This window comes from Chamaesiphon sp. OTE_75_metabat_556 (genome assembly GCF_031378165.1).
Taxonomy (GTDB): Bacteria; Cyanobacteriota; Cyanobacteriia; order Cyanobacteriales; family Chamaesiphonaceae; genus Chamaesiphon.
In genome coordinates, this window is record NZ_JANNDR010000457.1 from 1 (window position 1) to 21,838 (window position 21,838).

The 21,838-nt window shown below is 47.7% G+C and carries 18 protein-coding genes; 8 read left to right on the forward strand and 10 right to left on the reverse strand.

Annotation, left to right across the window (positions count from 1 at the left end; translation table 11 throughout):
- Positions 1-419: 419 nt before the first annotated feature.
- Both tpiA and RMO27_RS18485 read right to left on the reverse strand, forming a co-directional pair.
- Positions 420-1,145: a triose-phosphate isomerase gene (tpiA, locus tag RMO27_RS18480; RefSeq protein WP_309735242.1), complete on the reverse strand. Its 726-nt coding sequence runs from the start codon at positions 1,143-1,145 to the stop codon at positions 420-422.
- A gap of 85 nt (positions 1,146-1,230) precedes the next feature.
- On the reverse strand, positions 1,231-1,419 hold the full coding sequence (locus tag RMO27_RS18485) for a hypothetical protein (protein WP_309735243.1): 189 nt from the start codon (positions 1,417-1,419) through the stop codon (positions 1,231-1,233).
- A gap of 27 nt (positions 1,420-1,446) precedes the next feature.
- Between RMO27_RS18485 and lpxD the strand changes: the two genes are divergently transcribed.
- From lpxD to RMO27_RS18520, 7 genes are all read left to right on the forward strand, one after another.
- A complete protein-coding gene (gene lpxD, locus RMO27_RS18490; RefSeq protein ID WP_309735271.1) occupies positions 1,447-2,481 on the forward strand; it encodes a UDP-3-O-(3-hydroxymyristoyl)glucosamine N-acyltransferase in 1,035 nt (344 codons plus the stop codon).
- Between the two features lie 673 nt (positions 2,482-3,154).
- On the forward strand, positions 3,155-4,840 hold the full coding sequence (locus RMO27_RS18495) for a mechanosensitive ion channel (protein ID WP_309735245.1): 1,686 nt from the start codon (positions 3,155-3,157) through the stop codon (positions 4,838-4,840).
- 331 nt (positions 4,841-5,171) lie between these two features.
- Complete coding sequence (locus RMO27_RS18500) at positions 5,172-5,378, forward strand: hypothetical protein (protein WP_309735247.1); 207 nt, start codon at positions 5,172-5,174, stop codon at positions 5,376-5,378.
- Between the two features lie 104 nt (positions 5,379-5,482).
- Positions 5,483-6,487 carry a c-type cytochrome biogenesis protein CcsB gene (ccsB, locus tag RMO27_RS18505; protein WP_309735249.1) on the forward strand — a complete coding sequence of 335 codons (1,005 nt, stop codon included), beginning with the start codon at positions 5,483-5,485 and terminating at the stop codon, positions 6,485-6,487.
- A gap of 87 nt (positions 6,488-6,574) precedes the next feature.
- Positions 6,575-7,501 (forward strand): KGK domain-containing protein, encoded by a 927-nt coding sequence (locus RMO27_RS18510; protein ID WP_309735251.1) that lies wholly within the window; start codon positions 6,575-6,577, stop codon positions 7,499-7,501.
- Positions 7,502-7,620: 119 nt separating this feature from the next.
- On the forward strand, positions 7,621-7,977 hold the full coding sequence (folB, locus tag RMO27_RS18515; RefSeq protein WP_309735252.1) for a dihydroneopterin aldolase: 357 nt from the start codon (positions 7,621-7,623) through the stop codon (positions 7,975-7,977).
- Between the two features lie 222 nt (positions 7,978-8,199).
- Positions 8,200-9,660 carry a DUF697 domain-containing protein gene (locus tag RMO27_RS18520; RefSeq protein WP_309735253.1) on the forward strand — a complete coding sequence of 487 codons (1,461 nt, stop codon included), beginning with the start codon at positions 8,200-8,202 and terminating at the stop codon, positions 9,658-9,660.
- 234 nt (positions 9,661-9,894) lie between these two features.
- Here RMO27_RS18520 and RMO27_RS18525 read toward each other — a convergent pair whose 3' ends face one another.
- Positions 9,895-10,104 (reverse strand): hypothetical protein, encoded by a 210-nt coding sequence (locus RMO27_RS18525; RefSeq protein ID WP_309735255.1) that lies wholly within the window; start codon positions 10,102-10,104, stop codon positions 9,895-9,897.
- A gap of 685 nt (positions 10,105-10,789) precedes the next feature.
- Here RMO27_RS18525 and RMO27_RS18530 point away from each other — a divergent pair.
- Positions 10,790-14,563: a chemotaxis protein CheB gene (locus tag RMO27_RS18530; RefSeq protein WP_309735256.1), complete on the forward strand. Its 3,774-nt coding sequence runs from the start codon at positions 10,790-10,792 to the stop codon at positions 14,561-14,563.
- An 11-nt stretch (positions 14,564-14,574) separates the two neighbouring features.
- Here RMO27_RS18530 and RMO27_RS18535 read toward each other — a convergent pair whose 3' ends face one another.
- The 7 genes from RMO27_RS18535 to RMO27_RS18565 form a co-directional block, all read right to left on the reverse strand.
- Positions 14,575-15,441 carry an AAA family ATPase gene (locus tag RMO27_RS18535; RefSeq protein WP_309735258.1) on the reverse strand — a complete coding sequence of 289 codons (867 nt, stop codon included), beginning with the start codon at positions 15,439-15,441 and terminating at the stop codon, positions 14,575-14,577.
- A 351-nt stretch (positions 15,442-15,792) separates the two neighbouring features.
- Complete coding sequence (locus tag RMO27_RS18540; protein ID WP_309735259.1) at positions 15,793-16,833, reverse strand: RNA ligase; 1,041 nt, start codon at positions 16,831-16,833, stop codon at positions 15,793-15,795.
- A 172-nt stretch (positions 16,834-17,005) separates the two neighbouring features.
- Positions 17,006-17,950 carry a MoxR family ATPase gene (locus tag RMO27_RS18545; RefSeq protein WP_309735261.1) on the reverse strand — a complete coding sequence of 315 codons (945 nt, stop codon included), beginning with the start codon at positions 17,948-17,950 and terminating at the stop codon, positions 17,006-17,008.
- A 176-nt stretch (positions 17,951-18,126) separates the two neighbouring features.
- Positions 18,127-19,317 carry a DUF4350 domain-containing protein gene (locus tag RMO27_RS18550; protein WP_309735263.1) on the reverse strand — a complete coding sequence of 397 codons (1,191 nt, stop codon included), beginning with the start codon at positions 19,315-19,317 and terminating at the stop codon, positions 18,127-18,129.
- A gap of 64 nt (positions 19,318-19,381) precedes the next feature.
- Positions 19,382-19,978: a DUF4129 domain-containing protein gene (locus RMO27_RS18555; RefSeq protein WP_309735265.1), complete on the reverse strand. Its 597-nt coding sequence runs from the start codon at positions 19,976-19,978 to the stop codon at positions 19,382-19,384.
- Between the two features lie 71 nt (positions 19,979-20,049).
- Complete coding sequence (locus RMO27_RS18560; protein ID WP_309735267.1) at positions 20,050-20,898, reverse strand: YaaW family protein; 849 nt, start codon at positions 20,896-20,898, stop codon at positions 20,050-20,052.
- Positions 20,899-21,005: 107 nt separating this feature from the next.
- Positions 21,006-21,731 carry a hypothetical protein gene (locus RMO27_RS18565; RefSeq protein WP_309735269.1) on the reverse strand — a complete coding sequence of 242 codons (726 nt, stop codon included), beginning with the start codon at positions 21,729-21,731 and terminating at the stop codon, positions 21,006-21,008.
- Positions 21,732-21,838: the final 107 nt, after the last annotated feature.

Below are 21,838 nucleotides of genomic sequence, written 5' to 3' on the forward strand. Positions count from 1 at the left end.
GGTGAAACCTGTGAAGCTACTGAAGCAAATCGAGCGCCGAAATTTCGCCGCGATTTTGCACGATTAATTGTTGAAAAACCGGATCGATCGATCGAACTGTCTTCGACCATTCGTAACTTTGCCAGATATTTCCACCAGCAATAAGTAGAGTTACGCCCAATATTACTGGCCACGCCACAAATAGCGCAGACATCGTCAGTGCTGCTGGGATGAGCACCAGTAGACAACCTGTGGCACTTTTCGGATTTATAGCTCTTTCAGGCATTTGCCCTATGGGTTTTAATTTAACGCTATGCTATTTTAGTCGATCGGATCGCATTCGATCGCATCTCGATAATTTTGCCTGGTAACGATCGACTACTTTGGCAGTTTTTCACTCAGTAAAATCGTCAATTGATGGTCAGAACTGCTAACTGATTTTATTTGTAGTTAACAATCCTCGCAAAGTCACTAGCCTCTAGACTCGCACCGCCAACTAAGACACCATCAATTTCGGGTTGAGCCATGATTTCATCGATATTGCTTGGCTTGACCGATCCACCATACTGAATCGTGACATTGCGATTTGTCAAGCGACTGCGAATTAGCCCGACGATCCGATTTGCTTCGCTAGCTTCACAAGTTTCGCCAGTCCCGATCGCCCAAATCGGTTCGTAGGCAATCACCAATCGATCAAGATCGATCCCCTGTAACCCCAGATCCATCTGTGCGAAAATCGTCTTTTCGGCGGCACCAGCATCCCGTTGTTGTTTGGTTTCCCCTACGCAGAGAATGGGAATCAACCCGCCCCGTTGTGCTGCTTTGAGCCGTAAATTTACGGTTTCATCAGTCTCGCCAAAATACTGTCGGCGTTCGCTATGTCCGACGATCGCATATCTGACGCCCATTTCGGTCAACATATTGGCAGAAATTTCGCCAGTAAAGGCTCCACAATTTTCCCAGTGGACATTTTGAGCACCCAAGCGAATGCGACTGCCATGCAAGCTCTTATTCACGATATCCAAATCGGTAAAGGGCACGCACAACACTACTTCGCGAGTTTCGGGTGCATCATCGATTTGCGAGCCAAATTCCATCAAAAACTCAGCAGCTTCTCCCTGAGTTTTATACATCTTCCAATTACCGGCCAGAATAACTTTACGCACAATCTATCTTCAGTTCCTCGATTTTTGTTTCGTTTTCTATATTCCCATGGATAGGGGGTAGAGGGTAGAGGTTAGGTTTTAGGCTTTAGGTTTTAGGTTTTAGGCTTTGCCACCACAACCAAATTGCCAAGGTACTAGATGGCAAAAAGACAGTAACCAGGACGATACTGGTAGTTGGGACTGGCGTGAAGCTGTTACCAAGGTAGTTAATCGCGATCGAGATGGCGACAGATGGTAATAACATTTTAAGTAATAGTCCGATTTGGTCTGACACTAACTAATCCTTACCCCCGAATTGATGATGCAATTTAGCGAACTGATAATTAAGCTAGGGTCTGCTGTCACAGCGAGTAGTGCCGATCGAGATCGCCAGCGCAACCCCATCTTAACTGGCTTGGCACCGATCGAGGCGGCAGCCGCAGGGACGATTAGCTATATCGAAGGTGATAAGTTTGCTAAATTTGTGGACACTACGGCGGCGAGTGCGTTGATTTTGCCGATGAATGCCACGATCCACACCCAGGCTGACGCTCGCGGCATTGCCTGGATTGCTGCTAGCGAACCGCGATTATTATTTGCCCAGGTCATCAAATTATTTTATCAACCCTTTCGACTGCCAGTGGGCATTCATCCCAGTGCGATCGTTGAACTAGGGGTGGAATTGGGTGCAGACGTATCGATCGGGGCACATGTAGTCATTCAAACTGGGGTGAAAATTGGCACTGGGGTGGTCATTCATCCCAATGTGGTGATCTATCCCAATGTCCAGATTGGCGATCGCACCACCCTCCATGCCAACTGTACCATTCACGAACGAGTCAGGATCGGTAACGATTGCGTCATCCACAGTGGGGCTGTCATCGGCTCAGAGGGCTTTGGGTTCGTGCCGACGGCCACAGGCTGGTTCAAGATGGAACAGGCGGGCGATACGGTCTTGGAGGACGGAGTGGAGATCGGCTGTAATAGCTCGGTCGATCGACCGGCTGTCGGCGAAACGCGGATCGGTCGCGCGACCAAATTAGATAACTTGGTACATGTCGGGCATGGTTGTCAGATCGGTGCTAATTGCGCTCTGGCCGCTCAAGTTGGTTTGGCTGGTGGCGTGAAAGTTGGGAATGGTGTTTTACTCGCCGGACAAGTTGGCGTCGCCAATCAAGTAACGATCGGCGATCGCGCAATTGCTTCCTCGAAAACCGGAATTCATAGTAACGTCGAACCGGGTGAAATCGTATCGGGTTATCCCGCAGTTTCCCACAAACTTTGGCTCAAAACTGCGGCGATCGTCAATCGGCTACCAGAAATGTATCAATTCTTTAAACAAAGTCAACGCAGTTAAATTTTGTCACTAATTGATGGCTGGCGATCGACAGTTGCATTTTGACAATGTGTGGGCGATCGCGTTGCCATATATAGGATTAAGCGCAGATGACTAGCTAAATTTATTCTTGAATATTTGTTAAATTAGCTACTAATTCTGCTCTGAGAATCGATTGAAAAATGCAAAACATTACATTTTCGTTAGATGTCATTATCGATCGAACGTGGTAAGCTACGTCTTAGTGGTAATTATTTAATCGGTAACAAGTAGATATTATCTAACTTGACCGATGGCTAGTGATTACTGCTGTAAATTTCGATCAGATACTTTTGCTGCATGAGATCTTTACCTGATTTACTAACTTTAAGCAACTAAATCGATAAGAAGTTAAAGAATCTTTAACTTAGATTTAGGATGGCGATCGAAAGTTTGAAAATCAGGATCTTGCACTGCCGCTGGTTCGATCTGTGACGATCTGTCCGATCGTCAACAATTGCATCTTCCCGTCAGATCTGAGCTGCCAATTCTAGATCTGCTGTCACAACCAGATCTAACTCTCGATCGCCACCGGATCCTAGTGGTCTTGCGGCCACTATCGCTTCCTGTAGTGTTAAAGATCGAAAACTAGACCAGGTCGATCGCGTTAGCCGCTGTCAACACTGGTATTTACAACTTATTACATCGCAAAAATATGAACGAAACTTGGCAATCACTCGGGATGTTATCTGAGACTAGTCAGCTTCTCGATTTCAATTGGCTAGTTGCTCAGGTCGCCGCACCCGCAACCACGACGACAACAACTAACTTTTCTACTGCTGGTGTCGAAAATCTTGTCAAGCAAACTAGCGGTACCATCGGAGCTTACCTCCCCAGTTTGCTCGGCGCAGTCGTGACACTATTTATCGGTTGGATCGTCGCCTTTATCGTCTCGTCAGTCGTCCGCAATCTGCTCAAACGGACTGACCTCGATAACCGCTTGGGTCGGATGGCTAGTGGTGGTAGTAGATCGAACATGAATACTGAAAAATTAGTCGGGGACATCGTCTTCTGGCTAATTTTTCTATTTGCCGTCCTCGCCTTTCTCAACGCGCTCAACCTAACAGTGGTAGCGCAACCACTCAATAATGTCCTCAACCAAATCTTGGCATTCGTACCGAAATTAGCTTCAGCAGCAGCATTAGCTGCGGTGGCTTGGTTGGTAGCAACCGCTGTCAAAGCGATCGTCGTCCGGACTGCAGGGACGATCGTCCCAGCGATGTCGCAGCGGATGGCTGTCGGTGAAAACCAAGTCTTGCCTAGCGAAACATTAGGTAATGCCCTCTACTGGTTTGTCTTCTTATTTTTCCTGCCCCTGATCCTGGATGTCCTGGATCTCAGAGGCCCACTCGCACCAGTTCAAAATCTGCTCAACGATATCCTCAGTGCGCTACCAAATATTTTCAAAGCAGCTCTGATCGGGATTGTCGGCTGGTTTGTGGCGCGGATCGTGAGAGAATTGGTCACCAATCTCCTGGCTGCGGCTGGCACAGAAAGATTGGCTACCAAAATTGGCCTGAATAGAGCGGCTCCAGGTCAATCTCTCTCTGGTTTGCTAGGTACTGTTGTCTACTTGATGGTGTTGATTCCGACTGCGGTAGCCGCCCTCGATGCCCTCCAGATTCCCGCGATTTCTGGTCCTGCAACTTCGATGCTCCAAAGAGTCTTGGATATCATTCCCCAGATTCTCACCGCTGCCGCCATTTTGGCAGTAGCTTATGTCGTGAGTCAGTTTATTGGCGATCTGGTCACTAATTTACTCAGTGGCTTGGGCTTCAACAATATCTTCCGCACGTTGGGACTCAATTCCTTACATCAATCCACGATCGATACCACCACACCACCAGTCCAAGGTGTACCGACTACACGCGGGACGATCATTCCTAGTTCTAGCAAGCAGACGCCATCAGAAGTCGCTGGCTTGGTAGCGCGGATTGGCGTGATGTTGGTGGCTGCTGTTGCGGCTACTGGCGTCCTGGGCATTGACTCATTGACTCAACTAGTCAATGGCTTGCTCTTGATTGCCGGACAAGTCCTCTCTGGGGTTGTCGTCTTTGCAATCGGTCTATATCTGGCTAATCTAGCTCACTCAGTCGTCGCTAGTTCCGGTACGCAACAATCGCGGACGCTGGCACAGATCGCGCGCTTGGCAATTATCACCTTTGTCGGTGCGATGGCGCTCCAACAAATGGGCATTGCCGCTAGTATCGTTAACTTAGCTTTCGGCCTCATGCTGGGTGCAATTGCAGTCGCCGTGGCGATTTCCTTCGGTTTGGGCGGTCGCGATGTGGCTTCCGAACAGTTACGCGATTGGTTGACTGGATTCCGTGACAAACGTTAATAGTTGATAGTTGATAATTGATAGTTGATAGTTGCGACTGAAATCACGCGGAGAGTGGAGGAGCATGTGTTTTAGTCAAGACAGACAGCGTTGCGATTGGGACAGGGATTTATACCCTACTCCGATCGCAATCTATCTCAAGACGGGAACTTTAAACTCCTGCTGTTGGTAAAGATTAATTATTAACTTAATATTCTTCCGTCAGAAACTGGCAATGAGTGCTAGTTTCTGACTTTTTTTAGCTCGATCGAGGCGCGACCGAGAGCGGGCAGAGGCATGAGGGGAATTGAGCTAAAATATGAATAACTTTTAAATTTTCTAGATAGAGACAGTGGAAACTAAGACAATTAACTGTAGTGAAGTTTGTACCAACGGCTGTATTCAACCCGATCGCTGTCAAAATCAAGCTCATGTCCAGTCAGCTTCCAAATTTATTAACGAAACTTCCTTAGACCAGATGCACGAAATTGCCGAGGAAGCGCGGCGCAAGCGGTTGACGGCTCCCCCAGTGTGGGTGATTCCCGATTGGCAAGAATAGAGCGCGCGATCGCTATTTCGCGAATATCCAGCTAGTTCTCAATAGTTGCCGCTCGTACCCATCAGAATCGATCTTTAAAAAATTACTCAAAAATTAGCGCGGATATGAACTTAGTATCACTCCAGAATCAACTGGACAACGTCTCTTTTGGCATCTTGTTTCTGACAATGCTAATTTATTGGGTTGGTGCGGCGTTCCCGAAAGTACCATTGCTCCAAAATCTCGGCACTACTGGCATGGCCGTCGCCAATCTCTGTATGGGTGCTCTGCTGAGTGCCAGATGGATCGAGGCTGGTTATTTCCCATTGAGCAACTTATATGAGTCGCTGTTTTTCTTGGCTTGGGGCGTGACCACGATGCACCTGTTTGCCGAATCGATCAGTCGGAGTGCGTTGGTTGGCGTCGTCACTGCACCAGTTGCGATGCTGATTACGGCCTTTGCCGCCTTGAAACTCCCCGATGATATGCAGGCGTCAGCACCATTAGTCCCCGCCCTCAAATCTAATTGGCTGATGATGCATGTCAGTGTAATGATGCTATCCTATGCCACATTGCTGGTCGGTTCTGTCCTGGCGATCGCCTTTTTGTTTGTCACGCGCGGTCAAGAGATCGAGCTGCGGGGCAGTTCTTTTGGCGGGAGTGGCTATCGGTTGACTAGTAGTTTGGCAAATCAACCTACTCCGAAGATGTCCGCAGAGCCAATGGCGATCTCGAATAGCGATCTCGGTACGACCGCAGTGTTGGAATTGCCGACAATGTTAGCAGCTACTACATTGACGCCACAACGCTTGAGTTTGGCAGACACCCTCGATAATATCAGCTATCGGATTATTGGCTTGGGCTTTCCCCTGCTGACAATTGGGATTATTGCTGGCGGTGTCTGGGCAAATGAAGCCTGGGGTTCCTATTGGAGCTGGGACCCCAAAGAAACTTGGGCACTAATTCTGTGGCTGGTATTTGCCGCTTATCTCCACTCGCGGATTACCAAGGGCTGGCAAGGCCGCAAACCAGCAATTCTCGCAGCACTCGGCTTTGTAGTGGTTTGGGTTTGTTATTTGGGCGTTAACTTGTTGGGGAAAGGATTACACAGTTACGGTTGGTTCCTGTAATATTAAAGTTAGCGATCAGCACAACTATCGATCGCTGATTCAATTAAAATCTAAGTATTTATTTGCGCGCAGTTAGTGGAGAAGATTATGCACGATCGCTTTGAATCATTGGCAAGTGGCGAAGTTATTTCAGTTCAACACGATACTCAAGTATTAGGCGGACAACGGACGTTTAGAGTCGGCGAGTTGAATGAAGCGATCGAAGGTCATCTCAAAAGTGCGATCGCTAATTGGAGTGAAGCGCATAATGGCTGGTTTACGCCCCAAGGCATCGATTGTGAAGCCCTGAGATTTGGTTCCCAAGGCTGGCAAAAAGGCCGAATTAGGTTGTGTCTGGAATTTTGCCCAGATGAGCCAAATTCAGCCGCACAGGGCACTACCGCTAGCAGCATCCCCACAGTCGGCAACCTGCCTAGTAGCACCAGCGCACAATCGATCGACCCACCACCACCTCCTCATAGCGTTTCCGCGACGACTCCAGAGTCACATGCAGATCTAATTGCCGTGACTGCCCCAGCGAGTGCTTTGCCACCACCATCGATCGTCAACAATAGCACTGTCGATCACTCTCATCCCCTAGCTGATGCGGTGGTACCCGCTGCGGGAATTGCTGCTGTAGGTGTGATGGCTGCCGCTGCGATGACACCAGCCGATTTGCATCCTACCGATACCCATCAAATCATTCCCCATTTTGCAGAAACAACTCTAGAGCAAGAAGAGGATCGCAGCGAACCGAGCATCCAGCATAGTATCGATGAAATTGCCTATAACTTTAATGCGACCGATGCTGGGGGCGTTAATACGACACCCAATGGGATGATGGAACTAGATTTGGCCGATCTCGGTTTGGATTTTTCCGATAGCGATCTGCTCAGTTTTGAAACAGGCGGAATTACTGAAAGCAGCGAAGAATTTCTCAACATCCAAGATCACAGCAAACCAGAAAATTCGGGGATGCTCATCGATGAAGTTTGGAATGAAATGAATCAAGGTAACTGGCCGGGAATCAATTAGATCTGGTCTTCAAGTTGACTGCCAAACGTTGCGGAACTAGCGATCGCGATAACTGCGATATCCGTTCCAAATCTGGATCGACAAGCGATCGCTGATCTCGATCTATTGCTAACTAATTTATGGATGTCATTCAATTAACGGGAATTCGTTGTTATGGTTATACGGGCTATTTGCCGGAGGAGCAGATTTTAGGTCAATGGTTTGAGGTCGATTTACGGATGAGCCTAGACTTAACAGCCGCCGCACAGGGCGATCTGATCGAGGAGACGCTGGACTATCGCAGCGTGATTCTCGCTGTCAAGGACATCATTGCCAATTCCAAGTTTGCGCTGATCGAAAAACTCGCAGACAAAATCGTTACCACCGTCCTTGCTTTCGATCTGGTGCAACAAGTCGAGTTAAAACTGCACAAACCGGGGGCACCAATTCCCGATTTTGGTGGCAAAATCACGCTCGAATTAACTAGGAAAAAATAACCAGCTACGGAGATCGATCGTTACTGCTCTATGTCGCGATGCTTGTTTGCTTCACAACAAATCGATCGCTCCCAACTCCCAATGCCCCACAAGTATCACTGGCAGGAAACCGCCTTGTTTAACTTAAGTAAAGATCGGGATTTCCACCATATCGATCGTGGTGACGATCGGGTAGGCTAAAGATAATTGTCACTCTTTAGCATGGATATTGACGGGGCATCTATGACTGCACGATTACAGCGTCCGCTTCTCATCGGTGGGCTTGGTATTACACTCGGCTTGTGGGGTTTAGATAGTCTCTCTCACAGTCTCGCGGGTGTTGGCGATTGGTTGACACTGGGCACGATCGCCGCTGGAGGTGGTTATTGGTGGTACAATCGGCGCGGAAGTGGCACGCCAGTAACTCTAGCTCAAGCGGCGATCGATCGATTCGAGATCGATCGTCTATCCAGCCAAGTAGCATTAGTTATTAGTCAATTGGCAATTGAAAGTCCCCAATCGGGACAGATTGACTTATTACGCCACCAATTAAGCCAAGCTGAGGCCAATTTAACTCGACCCGAACGCCAGATTGCGATTACTGGCGGACACAGAGTCGGTAAAAGTAGCTTGCTCGATATTCTCACCAAGCAACCAATTCCCGCAGCGACACCATTGCGCTATACCGAGACACCAGCTTTATTTACTAGTGGTACCCAAGGCGATGCCGCTACAGCCACAGCCGAAAAATTGGCACTGACTGCCGATCTCGTCTTATTCCTGACCAATGGCGACCTGACTGCCACAGAATACAAATATCTCAGTACGCTCCAGCAAGCCCAGCAGCGCGTAATCTTATTGTTCAATCAGTCCGATCGTTATCTCCCTGACGAACGCCAGCTCATCCTCCAAAAATTGCAAATGGCGGTGACTGGGACTCTCAAAGCTACCGATATCGTGGCTACTAGTACCGCCCCAGCACCGATGAAAGTCCGCAGTCTGCAAGCAGATGGTACTGCTGTCGAGCGACTCGAAACACCCCCAGTCGAAATTGGCGATCTTCAGCATCAACTCGCCGAAATCCTGACCAAAGATGGCGAACGACTAGTCTGGGCAAATACTTATCGGCAACTCTCTGGCGTCCAAATCGCTGCGAAATCCGCTCTCAATCGAGTCAGACGCGATCGCGCCTTACCGACGATCGATCGCAATCAGTGGATTGTGGGTGCGGCGGCATTTACCAATCCCGTCCCCGCCTTAGATTTACTCGCGACGGCGGCAGTTAATGCCCAAATGGTCGTCGATTTAGGTGCTATCTATCAACAGAAATTCTCACTCGAACACGCGCAAGCGGCGGCTGGGGCGATAGGTAATGTGATGTTGAAATTAGGGTTGGTCGAACTCTGTACCCAAACAGTTGCTGGCGTCCTGAAAACCAATGCCGCAACTTATGTGGCAGGGGGACTGGTACAGGGTTTGAGTGCAGCTTATCTGACGCGGATTGCGGGTTTAACCTTGGTTGAGTATCTCGAAGCTCAAGATCTCGTCGCGCTAGCACCAAGCCATGCCTGGAATCTCGATCTGCTCGGTGCTACTCTCCAGAAGGTCTTCCAAGCCAATCAAAGAGCGGCGTACCTCCACACGCTGATCAAGCAGGGTCTCGATCGATTGGTGCCCACTGGAACGGCTGCTGAAGTCATCTAATTTGGCTGCCGTCATTAGATCCCCGACTTGTCAAGAAGTCGGGGGTCTTTTTTGTTGCGTGTGAGGTCGGATTTTTTAACGCAGCGATGCGCGCACGCCTTTGTTCCCCGACGGTTTAGCGCATCAAGACAAAGAACGCTAAGGTTTTTGGTGTTTGAGTGAAGTTGTAAGTAGGTACCGCCAAGGACGCAAAGGGAGACGATTGTGCCGCTCCAAAACGATCGGCACTCGGTGCTAATTGATGGTTGCCAATACTCGATCGGCGAAGATTTCCACTGCTGGGGATTGTGCTAATGACTCAAATTTAGGTAGCGCTAATTGACAAGCTGGCCATTTTCCCAGCATCGGAGCGTGGAGCCGACCGCAGGTACCATGATAGTTGCCGTCGGGTTGAAAGAACCGACAATTATGACAGTTAGAAGTAAAGCATGGATTAGTGTTCATGGATTTTGCCTGGGTCGATTGTAGTGGCTGAGAAGATAACGCTGGACACTCCCACTGAATTGACTGTCAAAATATTCGTGGATTAATTGTTGCTCTCGATCGTATTAAAGCAAATGAATGTGAGTAAGTTGTGAGTATATTAATAACAATTCTAAATTTCGTCTATTATCTTGTGTTAGATTAAATATGTGGGTAAGTTTTATTAGCATTTACTATTCTTCGCAAAACTATCTGTCGATAGATAGAGTTAAAATATCGAAAATCATGCATGGCAATCTCAGTATAAGAAAAATGAAATTTCAAACAGAAACAATCCTGAAACATTGTGGTAACTTGATCGGGTTCAGATCGCTGAAACGACCATTCCTCATTCCTCATTCCTCATTCCTCATTCCTCATTCCTTGCAAAAGCTTAATTTAGAGCGATCGATGTGGATCGAAAATCGCTAAGTATTCTCAGGCTGTAGATCGAAAGTATTGGTTTGTTAACTAAACAAGTTATTTGATTTTATCTGCTCATTGATGGTGCAAATACTAGATAAATCAAAAATATTTTGACATTAAATCGAATGAAATCATAGGTTGATCGTGGCCTTGTCTAGCTTTGACGATCGATATATCTAAAATCTGTTTTTGACCACCATCTCCGCGAGCGACCGACCTTTGGATAATTCCAAACAACAACATGAACCAACCGCAATCTTTCGATCGAGATTCTCAGCTCACTGAAGCGGAAACATCTTCACCAGAAAATCGCTTTCCGGTAGTGGGAATTGGGGCTTCGGCGGGGGGATTGGAAGCATTTAGGCAATTATTAAGCCATCTGCCGATCGATACGGGGATGGCGTTTGTGCTAATTCAGCATTTAGATCCTCACCAAAAAAGCTTGTTGACGGAAATCCTCGCTAGAGAGACGGCGATGCCAGTGGTCGAAGTTCAGAGTGGAATGGCGATCCAACCTAACCAGGTTTATGTGATTCCGCCTAATACGAAGATGGCGATCGCGCAAGGTGTCCTCAAACTGACCGCTCGCGATCGCACCAAGCCGATGCCTGTCGATACGTTCTTCTTCTCATTGGCAGCAGATCTGGGCAGCAAAGCGATCGCAGTCGTCCTTTCTGGCGGCGATGGGGATGGTTCGCGGGGACTAGAAGCGATTAAAGAAGCCGGGGGGATTACCTTCGCCCAATGTGAAGCCTCTGCCAAGGTGAGTAGTATGCCAAATACGGCAGTGGCAACCGGACGCGTTGACTTTATTCTGCCACCAGCCGAAATCGCCCAAGAATTGGCCAAAATTAGCCGCCATCCCTATGTCGCCCACCCCACACCAGCTAAGGCGATCGAAGTCTTATTAGAAGGTGAGACGGCTTTACAAACGATCTTTATCTTGCTGCGTACTTATACTGGTGTGGACTTCACGCTTTATAAACACACCACTTTGAAGCGCAGAATTTTGCGGCGGATGGTGCTATATAGACTCGAAAGTATCGAAGACTATGTGATTTATCTGCGCGAACATCCTGAAGAAGTTCAGGCACTATATGAAGATATCCTGATTCATGTGACCAGTTTCTTTCGCGACCCGATCGCGTTTGAGGTCTTACAAACCAAGGTATTTCCCACGATCGCCGCCAAATCGCCAGAGGTGTCGATTCGGATTTGGGTGGCGGGATGTTCGACCGGAGAAGAAGCCTACTCGATCGCGATTTGCCTATTAGAGTTTTTAGATACCCAAACTATCCGACCGTCGATTCAGATCTATGCGACAGATATCAGCGATTGGGCGATCGAAAAAGCCAGAACTGGTTTTTATCAACGCAGTGCAGTTGCTGATATTTCCCCCGAACGACTCCAGCGGTTTTTTGTGCCAGTCGAGGACGGGTATCAGATCGGCAAATCCGTCCGCGAACTGTGTGTCTTTGCCCGTCAAAACTTGTGTAGCGATCCGCCCTTTTCCAAGCTCGATCTGATTAGTTGCCGGAATGTGCTGATTTATCTGGGTGCAGCCTTACAGCAGAAAATTTTGCCCACCTTCCACTATGGACTCAAGCCTGCGGGGTTTCTGATGTTGGGTAGCTCCGAAACGACGGGTGAATCGGCGGACTTGTTTACGACGATCGATAAAAAGCAGAAGATCTACGCCCGCAAATTGGTTCCAGCGCGGCTGACATTGGATTTGCTCGCTAGCAGTCCGGCCAACGGTATTTTCAATCCCAGCTCTAAAAATGCCACTACGACCTGGAGCGATCTCGATTTGCAGCAAGAAGCAGATCGGATCGTCTTGGATCGATTTGCACCTGTGGGGGTGGTTATCAATAACGATCTAGAGATTCTCCATTTTCGCGGCCAAACCAGTCTCTACCTGGAACCTGCGCCCGGTCGAGCCAGCCATAACTTGCTCAAAATGGCCAAAGATGGCTTGAAGCTGGAGCTGCGGACGGTGATTCACCAAGCCAAGCAGCGCAAGTCGGTGACGAAAAAGGAAGGTTTACAGATCCAAGTAGGCGATCGGATGAGACAGGTGAGCTTGGAAGTAATTCCGCTCAATACACATGGTACACAAGAACAATACTTTTTAGTGTTATTTGTCGAAAGTACTATCGCGATTGCGCCTATTCATCCCGATCTGCTCGATCGACATGACACCGAAATCGTCCAAAATCGGCAGCTAAGTGACGAGCGCGAAATCGCCCGACTCAACCAGGAACTAACCGATACCAAAGAATATCTGCGATCAATTATTGAGGAGCAGGAGGCCACCAATCAAGATCTGCGAGTAGCTAATGAAGAAATTTTGTCTAGTAATGAGGAATTTCAGAGCAGCAATGAAGAGCTAGAAACTGCCAAAGAAGAAATCCAGGCATCGAATGAAGAACTCAATACGATCAACGACGAATTACAGCGGCGGAATATCGAACTCACTCAAGTTAGCAGCGACTTACAAAATCTGATTGGTAGCACGAACATTCCGATCCTGATGCTGGGCAGCGATCTGCGCATCCGCCGGTTTACCCCATTTGCCCAGCGGATTTTACATCTAATTCCCACCGATATCGGGCGACCGCTAGGCGATATCAACCATACGCTCAATGTCCCCGACTTAGCAGCTCAGATTCTTGAAGTCATCAATACCCTGACGATCAAAGAGCAAGAAGTCCAAGATCGGGATGGGCACTGGTACGACCTGCAGATTCGACCCTACCGAACGATCGATAACAAGATCGATGGCGCGATGGTGATGTTGGTCGATATCCACGCGCTCAAATGCGGAATCGAACAGCTCGAATCCGCTCGCAACTATGCCCAAGCGATCGTCGAAACCGTGCGTGAGCCGCTGATCGTCCTAGACGATCGCTTGCGGGTATTTACCGCCAATCAGTCGTTCTATCGCACCTTTGAGGCGACGATCGCCGATACCGAGCATCGGTTGATTTTTGAGTTGGGCAATGGGCAGTGGAATATCCCCAAGCTGAGACAGTTACTGATGGAAATTCTCCCCACCAACAGCCAACTTCAGGACTTTGAAGTCGAGCATAATTTCGAGCAGATCGGACACAAAACCATGCTGCTCAATGCTCGCAAAATGAATCAAGCTGAAGGTAGTGTGAATATTTTACTAGCGATCGAAGATATTACCGATCGCAAACGTCTTGAATCCGAACTCAAAGCTACTGTCGCGCGAGAGCAATTAGCGCGGAGTGCGGCAGAATCAGCAAATCGTGCTAAAGATGATTTCTTGTCAATAGTTTCCCATGAACTCCGCAACCCGCTCAGTGCCATTCTCGGCTGGGCGCAATTGCTCCGCACGCAAAAATTTGATGAAGTCAAAACGAATCATGCACTAGCAACGATCGAACAAAGTGCCAAAACTCAAAATCGACTGATTGAAGATCTCTTGGATGTTTCGGCGATTACTTCCGGTAAGCTCCGGTTAAATATTAGTTCGTTTCAGCTCACTACTGTAATTGCCACCGCGATCGATGTCGTCCAATTAGCCGCCGACGCCAAGCAGATTCAGATCGAATCCCACCTCGTTGGCGGAGCCTCCGCTCGACAGATCGATTCTGTCGAGCAAATGGTCGGCGATCCCGCTCGATTACAGCAAGTAGTCTGGAACTTATTAACCAATGCTATTAAATTCACTCCCATCAACGGACGGATCGCTGTGCGATTAGAATACCTCGACAATCTCGCCAAAATAACGATCGACGATACTGGCTGTGGGATCGGTAGTGACTTTCTCCCTCACGTCTTCGATCGCTGGAGTCAAGCAGATACCTTCCAAGATCGATCGCATCCCGGACTCGGACTCGGACTGTCGATCGTGAGATCGATCGTTGAGTTACATGGCGGTACTGTAACAGTCGAAAGTGCTGGTGAAGGTCAAGGTGCGACGTTTACCGTCTGCTTACCCCTCCAGGTTTCAGGTACATTCCGAGAAAATTCCATCCTCTGCTGAGGCAACGCAGCTTAAAATTCATAGTCGGGATTACCAACCTGAAAAACACTCAAACCCAGGCTACGCCACATCCTACACACTTTTGGCCGATCGTCGATTACACCAATGACATTATAGCGATCGCGGATGTGAAAATAATATAATTCTGATTTGAGCATCTCATCTGGCCGCTGGTCGTTAACTGGACGCATGAACAGATCTTTGTAGTCGATATTGTATTCTTTGAGCCAAGCAACTGTCAGATCGTAACAGACACTCGATCGACCCGATAACAGTACGATCTCACTATCGCGTCCTAATCTAGCGATCGTCTGTGCTACTGCGGGATTGAGAGCATCTTCCCCGACGCGATCCCAAGCAAATGGCGAGCGACCGCGATTCTCCAAAGGAGAGGCTCCGCCAACGAGTGCCAATGTACCATCGATATCCACCAAATAACAGTCGGGTAACTGCGGATCGTAGACTGGCGGAGACTCTGGCATATGTAAATAGTCATAATACATCTGCTCGATCGCTTGTTGTCCCACCGAATTCGATCGTACCAAATCGCGCCGAATACACTCAGCCAAAGGAACATCAGTAAAATCTTGAATCTTCAGCTCCACCTGATGCTTGGCCGCCAATTCCGTCGCCCGCCGCAAATGAACGGGATTGAGATTAGTATCCGACCAAATCACCGAATAATCTTGCTCAAAGTAATACTCCGTCAACAGATCGCGAACCTTAACAATCCGCTTTTCACGTTTATTCGTACCACTCAATTGCAATCTCAGATCGTCCTTACACAGATTTGCCGTCTCTGGGTATTTTTGGATATATTCTTTCGCCCAAGTGGTTTTTCCACTGGCAGGTAAGCCTTTAGTGAGGATGAGTTTCATAGGGGAGTTGGGAGTTGGGAGTTGGGAGTTGGGAGTTGGGAGCGAGGAGTGGATAGTGAATAGTGAATAGTGGATAGTGAATAGTTGGGAGTATAAAAAGTTAAGATTCAGTTAACTTCTAGTCCGGTAGCCCCCAAAGATCGATGATGCGATCGCCATTATGCCCCCCACCCCGCTTCACACAGATCGAACCTTACGCAGGAGAGTTTGAGAGGCGGCGTCCCGCCTTTCAACGGGGGGACTGGGGGTCGGAACCCCCAGATCCGGGTTCTGCCCTCACTAAGAAAACCGCATCATACAAGTATTTATAGTTTGCCACTAAGCTTGGTACTAGCCTAAACAGCCTAAAACCTACTCCTCAACTCGAAACGGTCTTTCATATCCCGGCTTAATCAGTTTCCAGATGACTTGGCCATAATCCCTACCATCTAGCATCAGAAACAACACACCAGGATATGTTTGGGTTTGGAAATACATCGCAGTTTCTCGTCTATTGCCCAAATCTTTGAAAGCTTGCTGACATTCAGTTTCGATCGCCTGATATTTGGCTTCTAGCTCTAACTTAGTATCCTTCACCCAATTGTAAAATTCATCCGGCACAGAATCGAGAAACTGCTCCAAGCTTTGGTTTTGGCTCAAACATTCCCAAATATCCTTAGCTTGAATTCTAGTAATAATCCGGTGCAGCCGGACATAATCAGCGAGTTTGTACTTGAGCCGAAAGCCATTCGGCCATTTGAGAATAAAACCCTCATGATTGTTCAATTCTGCCTGACTTGCCTCGATCGATTTAACCCATTCGGGTAAAGTCGTCGCCGGATAAGTCTGCGCTCGATCGATCCAATCCACCCGAGCTAGTGCTAACTCCGCACCAGTCTGAGTATGCACCGCAGCTAATAAAACCAATCGCTGCGCCGCACCATAGTCTACGACAATCCGATTGCTCGGATAAATAATTTCAAATAAATAAGTATACTTTCGATCTAGCTTATCTAAATCCGCTTGTCGATCGGCTAATAATACCCGTGCCATTTGGGCTTGATCCGAAGCAAAACTACCCCGTGAAGCTACTTCCCACTGACCTTGATAGCAAAACAGCATAATTAACGATCCATCGAGCTTCTCGTAGATCTCTGGCACGCCTTCTGGTAAGGTGTCCTGATGTTCGCTGAGATTAAAAAACTTCGGCAGAGGCCGAGCAATCGGCTGGTAATCTGCATCTAATACCAAACCCCGACAGTGTAAAGTCTCAGCCACCCAATAGCGATCGAATTGAGCCTTGGCGGTGTAGTTATAGATCGTCAGCGGTAAGCTAGGATGCGTTTGGCGAATAATATATCCTTGCTCGATGAGGGTCGGTAAGGTCTGTGGATCAAATGGTAAGTCAGTCAAGCAATTTTTAGATGTGAGCTGTTTGGATAACTCTAAGTTACTCGATCGACCTTCCCCGCAGCCAATTGGCGTTCCAATCTCTCAAGCTCTTTCTCTGACTGAAATACAAGCAGGATCGATCGTTTCACCCCAGGGATACCCCGAACTATCTCTACCCTCTACCCTCTACCCCCTATCTAGGCACTGGCACCCGATCGATCGCCCCAGCAATCACCGTATCGATTTCCAAGCCATCTAGCTGTGCTTCGGGACGCAATACTAGGCGGTGACGTAAGAGCGGGATCGCAACTTGCTTGAAATCATCAGGTACTACCATCTGACGTCGATCGAGCCAAGCTGCCGATTTACTGGCATGTAACCAAGCAATCGCCGCACGGGGAGAAGCTCCCAGGCTGAGATCAGGATGTTGGCGAGTCTGTTGGACTAGTGCCAGGAGATAATCGATCGCATTGTCGTTGACGGCAACTTCCTGTACCGATTTGCGGGCGGCGAGACAGTCGGCGACTGTCGCTACAGGTTGCAATTTTTGGGCGTTGATTCTCGCTCCTGGCTGAGTCGAACGCGCGGTTGATAGCAGTTCGCGTTCGGCATTAGCCGATGGATAATCGACGATTAGTTTAAACAAGAATCGATCGAGTTGCGCTTCGGGCAATGGATATGTCCCTTCAAATTCCAGTGAGTTTTGCGTCGCGATCGTCCAAAACAAATCCGACAACATCATCGTTTCACCATCGAGGGTAACTTGCCCTTCGGCCATTGCTTCGAGGAGTGCTGATTGGGTTTTTGGTGGCGTCCGATTGATCTCATCGGCCAGGAGAATCTGAGTAAATACTGGCCCCTTTTTGAGGACAAATTCCTGATTCCTGAGATCGAAAATATTTGTCCCCAAAATGTCTGCGGGTAAAATATCTGGAGTCAATTGAATCCGCTTGAAGTCAGCCTGAATTAGTTGCGACAGTACCCTCGCCAGCATGGTTTTTCCCGTACCTGGCACTCCTTCCAAAATGACATGACCGCCTGTGAGCAGGGCAATTAGAAGCTGTCTGGTTGTCTGTTCTTGTCCGAATACAACTTCTTGTAAAGCATTGCTGAGTCGATCGAATATTGCGTGTGTCATTCTGGGAGTTGGGAGTTGGGAGCGGGGAGCGGGGAGCGGGGAGATATAAAGAATGCTTGCGTTCAAACTCACTATTCACTATTCACTATTCACTATTCACTATTCACTATTCACTATTCACTATTCACTATTCACTATCCCCTATTCACTATTCACTATTCACTATCCCCTATTCCCTAACCCCTATTAAGTTGACGATTGATCGTCCGCACCTTTGCTAGCCAGTTGGTTAATTCGGCAGGTGTCAGACGTCGTGCTACCGTGGTTAATTGTAAAACAAAGCGGAGATCTTCGGTCGGTAATTTGGTCTGGGTTTCCCACGCGGTAATTAAAGTCTGTGGTTCTACCAGTCTCTCTTTCCCCAAACCTAATTTTTGTTGCCAAGTCAATTGTTCGGCTCTACCGATATTTTGGAGCACAAATTCACTGCTATTGGCTTGGTAAAGTACGCCACTCAGAGCTTGGATATAGGCTTCACTATTATCAATTTCTGGCAGTTTGGGGACGATAACTTTACCAAATCGGCGATTTTGTTGCCAAAATAAGACAAGTATTCCCAATAAAATATTGAGCGAGACAATAAATAATGGCGTGTTAGCTAAATATGCTAGAGCATCACCATCGGTTTCGCGATCGTCAGCTATTTCGTCGCTGCTGGTCTTTTGACTAGTTGCCGACTTGCGCTGCCGATCGATATAACCATGAATATATTCATCGACTAATACTTGTCCGCGATCTTGAGTAACGAGCGTGGCTAATAATTCATAATTAGGCTGGAAATCTTGATAGGCATTAGCTGCTAAATGCGATGTGCTAGCAATAATTACCAGACCTTTATCTAGTTTAAATGTGGCGATCACACTGCCAGATTGATCGCTTAAAACTGATGATTTAAAGGTACTTTGCGGAAGTTCTTGTTTAATACTATCTGCTCTAAATCTGCGAGTAGTTTCAATTCTGACATTTCCTTGAAAACTCTCTAAATCTGTCTGAAATGGCATCTCCCAAGCTGGTGCCGCTACCCCTAAAATAACGAGTGTATTGCCTTGACTAACCCATGTTCGTTGAAGTTTAGTAAGTTGCAATTTCTCTAATTGAGGATTGACTTGAAGTAGTGTCGTTGCCGATTGGTAGTCAGAATTTTTGGTGAGTTGAGGAAAAGATCTCTGCCAGCGATGCATCTTCATACCACGTTCGGACATCATCCGATACCAAGTACTATAACCATTTGCAGCATTGCTATAACTCGATCCGGCCTGCCTGCTATCGCCACCTGTGGCACTGACAAAAGTTACTACGACGATCGCGATCGCCGCGATTAATCCAAATTGCCAATATTGTTTGAATAGCTTCTTAAAATCTGTCATGTATCACTTAGTCATTAACGATCGATTCAGCCAACATCATGTATTTAAACCGCTAGATTGAAATTCATACTCTAACTATCAACTGATTTTCAATTTGTTGATAAGCTTGTTGACACCGATCGAAATCTGCGCTGGAAATAGCTCGATCGCCAAAATGCAGTTGTTCGTGGATCGACACTAAAATTTCACCCGCATTCATCACTGGAACGGTTCGTAATAATTGCAGGTATTCGCGATCGGTCCGACTAGCTTGATGGGCAATAAGATTGGCATCATTTAATCGTTGCAGCATGGCTAAATACAGCCATCTACTGGCTTGGGTATAGTCACCATCCGCCTGAAACTGTTGGGACTGAGCTAGCAATTCTGCTACCGTATATACGCGTTCTGGGAGTCGATCTAGAGTCAATTTTGATCGATCGTTTTGTGATACCCAGCGTTGCCAATAGGGATAAATAATCCGATAACCAAACCAGATAACTAACCCCGCTAAAATCAACCACACGAGGCGAATTAATAGTGGTCCCAGCCAAGGTGGGAAAATATCGAGATTCAGATCGCGATCGTCGGATCGCAATTTTACTTCAATCCATTCTCCCACTTGCTGTTGGAGTTGTTCTAACTGCCATCGCCAACTTGTTTTTTCAGCCGCAGTGGACATATCTAGGTAGTAGCCGCTCTAAGTAGCCGTACAGGGGAATTCGACCCCATCATATTAGATGGGGTCGCGATTTAACAATACGCCAAGTCCCAATCATCCGATCTCGTCAATCGGATCTGAGCCAAAGCGACAATTGTCGGGATAATGCGCCCGTAGTTGGTCGAAATCGATCGCCAACCGAGATCGGCAAAAAACCAGCCCCACATGGCTGGCCCCAAAATAGTGAAAACGCCGCGCACAGCCACCTGCTGGGTCGCTGAGAGCATCATGCCGCGTTTGGCCATGTAGAGGGCGATATAGCTTTGCAATTGGCTGGTAGCCGCTAGTCCGCCCCGAATTAGAGTTTGCTTGGCAACTTCATAGCTGGCAAAGTGGAACGCAAATTGACGGGCAATTTGATGCAGGACTAATGGTTTGAGCACCGAACTGACTGCGATCGCGCCACTCCCTTTTAAAATCAGTTTAATCGGGTCGTGTTGAATATGCGCGGGTAAAGGCTGCCCAAAGCTAGTATTTGCCAAGGATTTCTGGACTCGGAGCGTCAGTGCATCGCGATCTCCAGAGGGCAGCTTGTGCCAATTTTTACCCATCAGATGCAAAAATACTTCTGCTTCTAAATCGGTGGTACTGAGCTGATTAGAATAGGGAATTTTGAGATATCGACAGACTTGCACCAATGTCTGCCGATAGCTGACAGCCTGAGTCCGTCCCTGCAAGACGGTAATCCCATCGGCTGCCAAAAACCGAAACCGATCTTCGATCGAATCTAGCCACACATCCCGATCCTGACTCTGGATATCTACCAAGTCTGGAGTGCGAACATAGTCTAAGGGATTGAACTTACGGCTAAAGAGAATCCTGGTTAATTGCTGTAATTCGTCTTCGGTAGCCAATTCTAAAGCCGCTCGTAACTCATCCAAAACAACTTCCTCCCACGCACTTGGTGCTCTTCCTATCACCCTATAGTGTACCGCACCATTTCCAAAAAACGGTGCTTGGTCGTTACAGGCGATCGGTCGATTTTTGGTTAATTTATCGCTGGTAACTCCTTGATGGTAGCCGTCCGGGTGGGGAGATTAATATTCGCCACAAACCGCTTGCTACCTGAAGTGTAAATTACTAAGCGTCGATCGATTCCGATCCGCGAATTTAACAAAATTTTATCGATATCCTTAATAATTTCCGTATAATTTGCACCAGAAACATCAGAAATTCCGATTTGTTTGCGGTCTAACGAACTGAGTTGTTTATCGCTGTTTGTATCTGAGACAGCTCGAACATACCATAGTGCGTTGACCGTTTTGAGCTTGTTCGGTCGATCGGTTGTGTCGGGATTTGACTTGCTCGGTGGCAAAGGTTCACCAATTTGCTCTAGCTGTAAGATCCGCGAGCTATTATTGGCAAGCAGTTTGCTCCCAGACAAGTTATCGCGATGGACAAACATATAATTGCGAATATCAGTTTCGCCATAATTCCAGCGATCTTCGTAGCTACTAGAGCTAGCAGATTTAATCTGTTTGAGAATACTTTTGCGCTCTTGTTCGGCGACATAAATCGGTGCGTAGAGATAGGGAGTGCCATTGAGCTGCTCGAAGTGGGTCATCCAAACATTCTTAGGCGCAGCTAATGGCACTGGATTGGCATTTACGGTGGTTGGCGTACTCACAGTTGCCTGTGGCTGGCGATCGCTACAACCTGCTACCACCAATAAGATTCCGACCAAACCGCTAAATTTCCACAATTGCTTAAACATCATTATCTCTGGCTCACTCACTTACAATTTAACTGCCACTGCTTATCTACAGTGTGGCAATCCGGTATTCCGCAGTTAACCAAAGCATAGATCCAGGGTACCCACAA

What these genes read in the sequence shown, in the direction of transcription:
- lpxD (WP_309735271.1), top strand. Translation starts at nt 1,447, where the DNA reads ATGCAATTTAGCGAACTGATAATTAAGCTAGGGTCTGCTGTCACAGCG.
- RMO27_RS18495 (WP_309735245.1), top strand. Translation starts at nt 3,155, where the DNA reads ATGAACGAAACTTGGCAATCACTCGGGATGTTATCTGAGACTAGTCAG.
- ccsB (WP_309735249.1), top strand. Translation starts at nt 5,483, where the DNA reads ATGAACTTAGTATCACTCCAGAATCAACTGGACAACGTCTCTTTTGGC.
- RMO27_RS18510 (WP_309735251.1), top strand. Translation starts at nt 6,575, where the DNA reads ATGCACGATCGCTTTGAATCATTGGCAAGTGGCGAAGTTATTTCAGTT.
- folB (WP_309735252.1), top strand. Translation starts at nt 7,621, where the DNA reads ATGGATGTCATTCAATTAACGGGAATTCGTTGTTATGGTTATACGGGC.
- RMO27_RS18520 (WP_309735253.1), top strand. Translation starts at nt 8,200, where the DNA reads ATGACTGCACGATTACAGCGTCCGCTTCTCATCGGTGGGCTTGGTATT.
- RMO27_RS18525 (WP_309735255.1), bottom strand. Translation starts at nt 10,104, where the DNA reads ATGAACACTAATCCATGCTTTACTTCTAACTGTCATAATTGTCGGTTC.
- RMO27_RS18530 (WP_309735256.1), top strand. Translation starts at nt 10,790, where the DNA reads ATGAACCAACCGCAATCTTTCGATCGAGATTCTCAGCTCACTGAAGCG.
- RMO27_RS18535 (WP_309735258.1), bottom strand. Translation starts at nt 15,441, where the DNA reads ATGAAACTCATCCTCACTAAAGGCTTACCTGCCAGTGGAAAAACCACT.
- RMO27_RS18545 (WP_309735261.1), bottom strand. Translation starts at nt 17,950, where the DNA reads ATGACACACGCAATATTCGATCGACTCAGCAATGCTTTACAAGAAGTT.
- RMO27_RS18550 (WP_309735263.1), bottom strand. Translation starts at nt 19,317, where the DNA reads ATGACAGATTTTAAGAAGCTATTCAAACAATATTGGCAATTTGGATTA.
- RMO27_RS18555 (WP_309735265.1), bottom strand. Translation starts at nt 19,978, where the DNA reads ATGTCCACTGCGGCTGAAAAAACAAGTTGGCGATGGCAGTTAGAACAA.
- RMO27_RS18565 (WP_309735269.1), bottom strand. Translation starts at nt 21,731, where the DNA reads ATGTTTAAGCAATTGTGGAAATTTAGCGGTTTGGTCGGAATCTTATTG.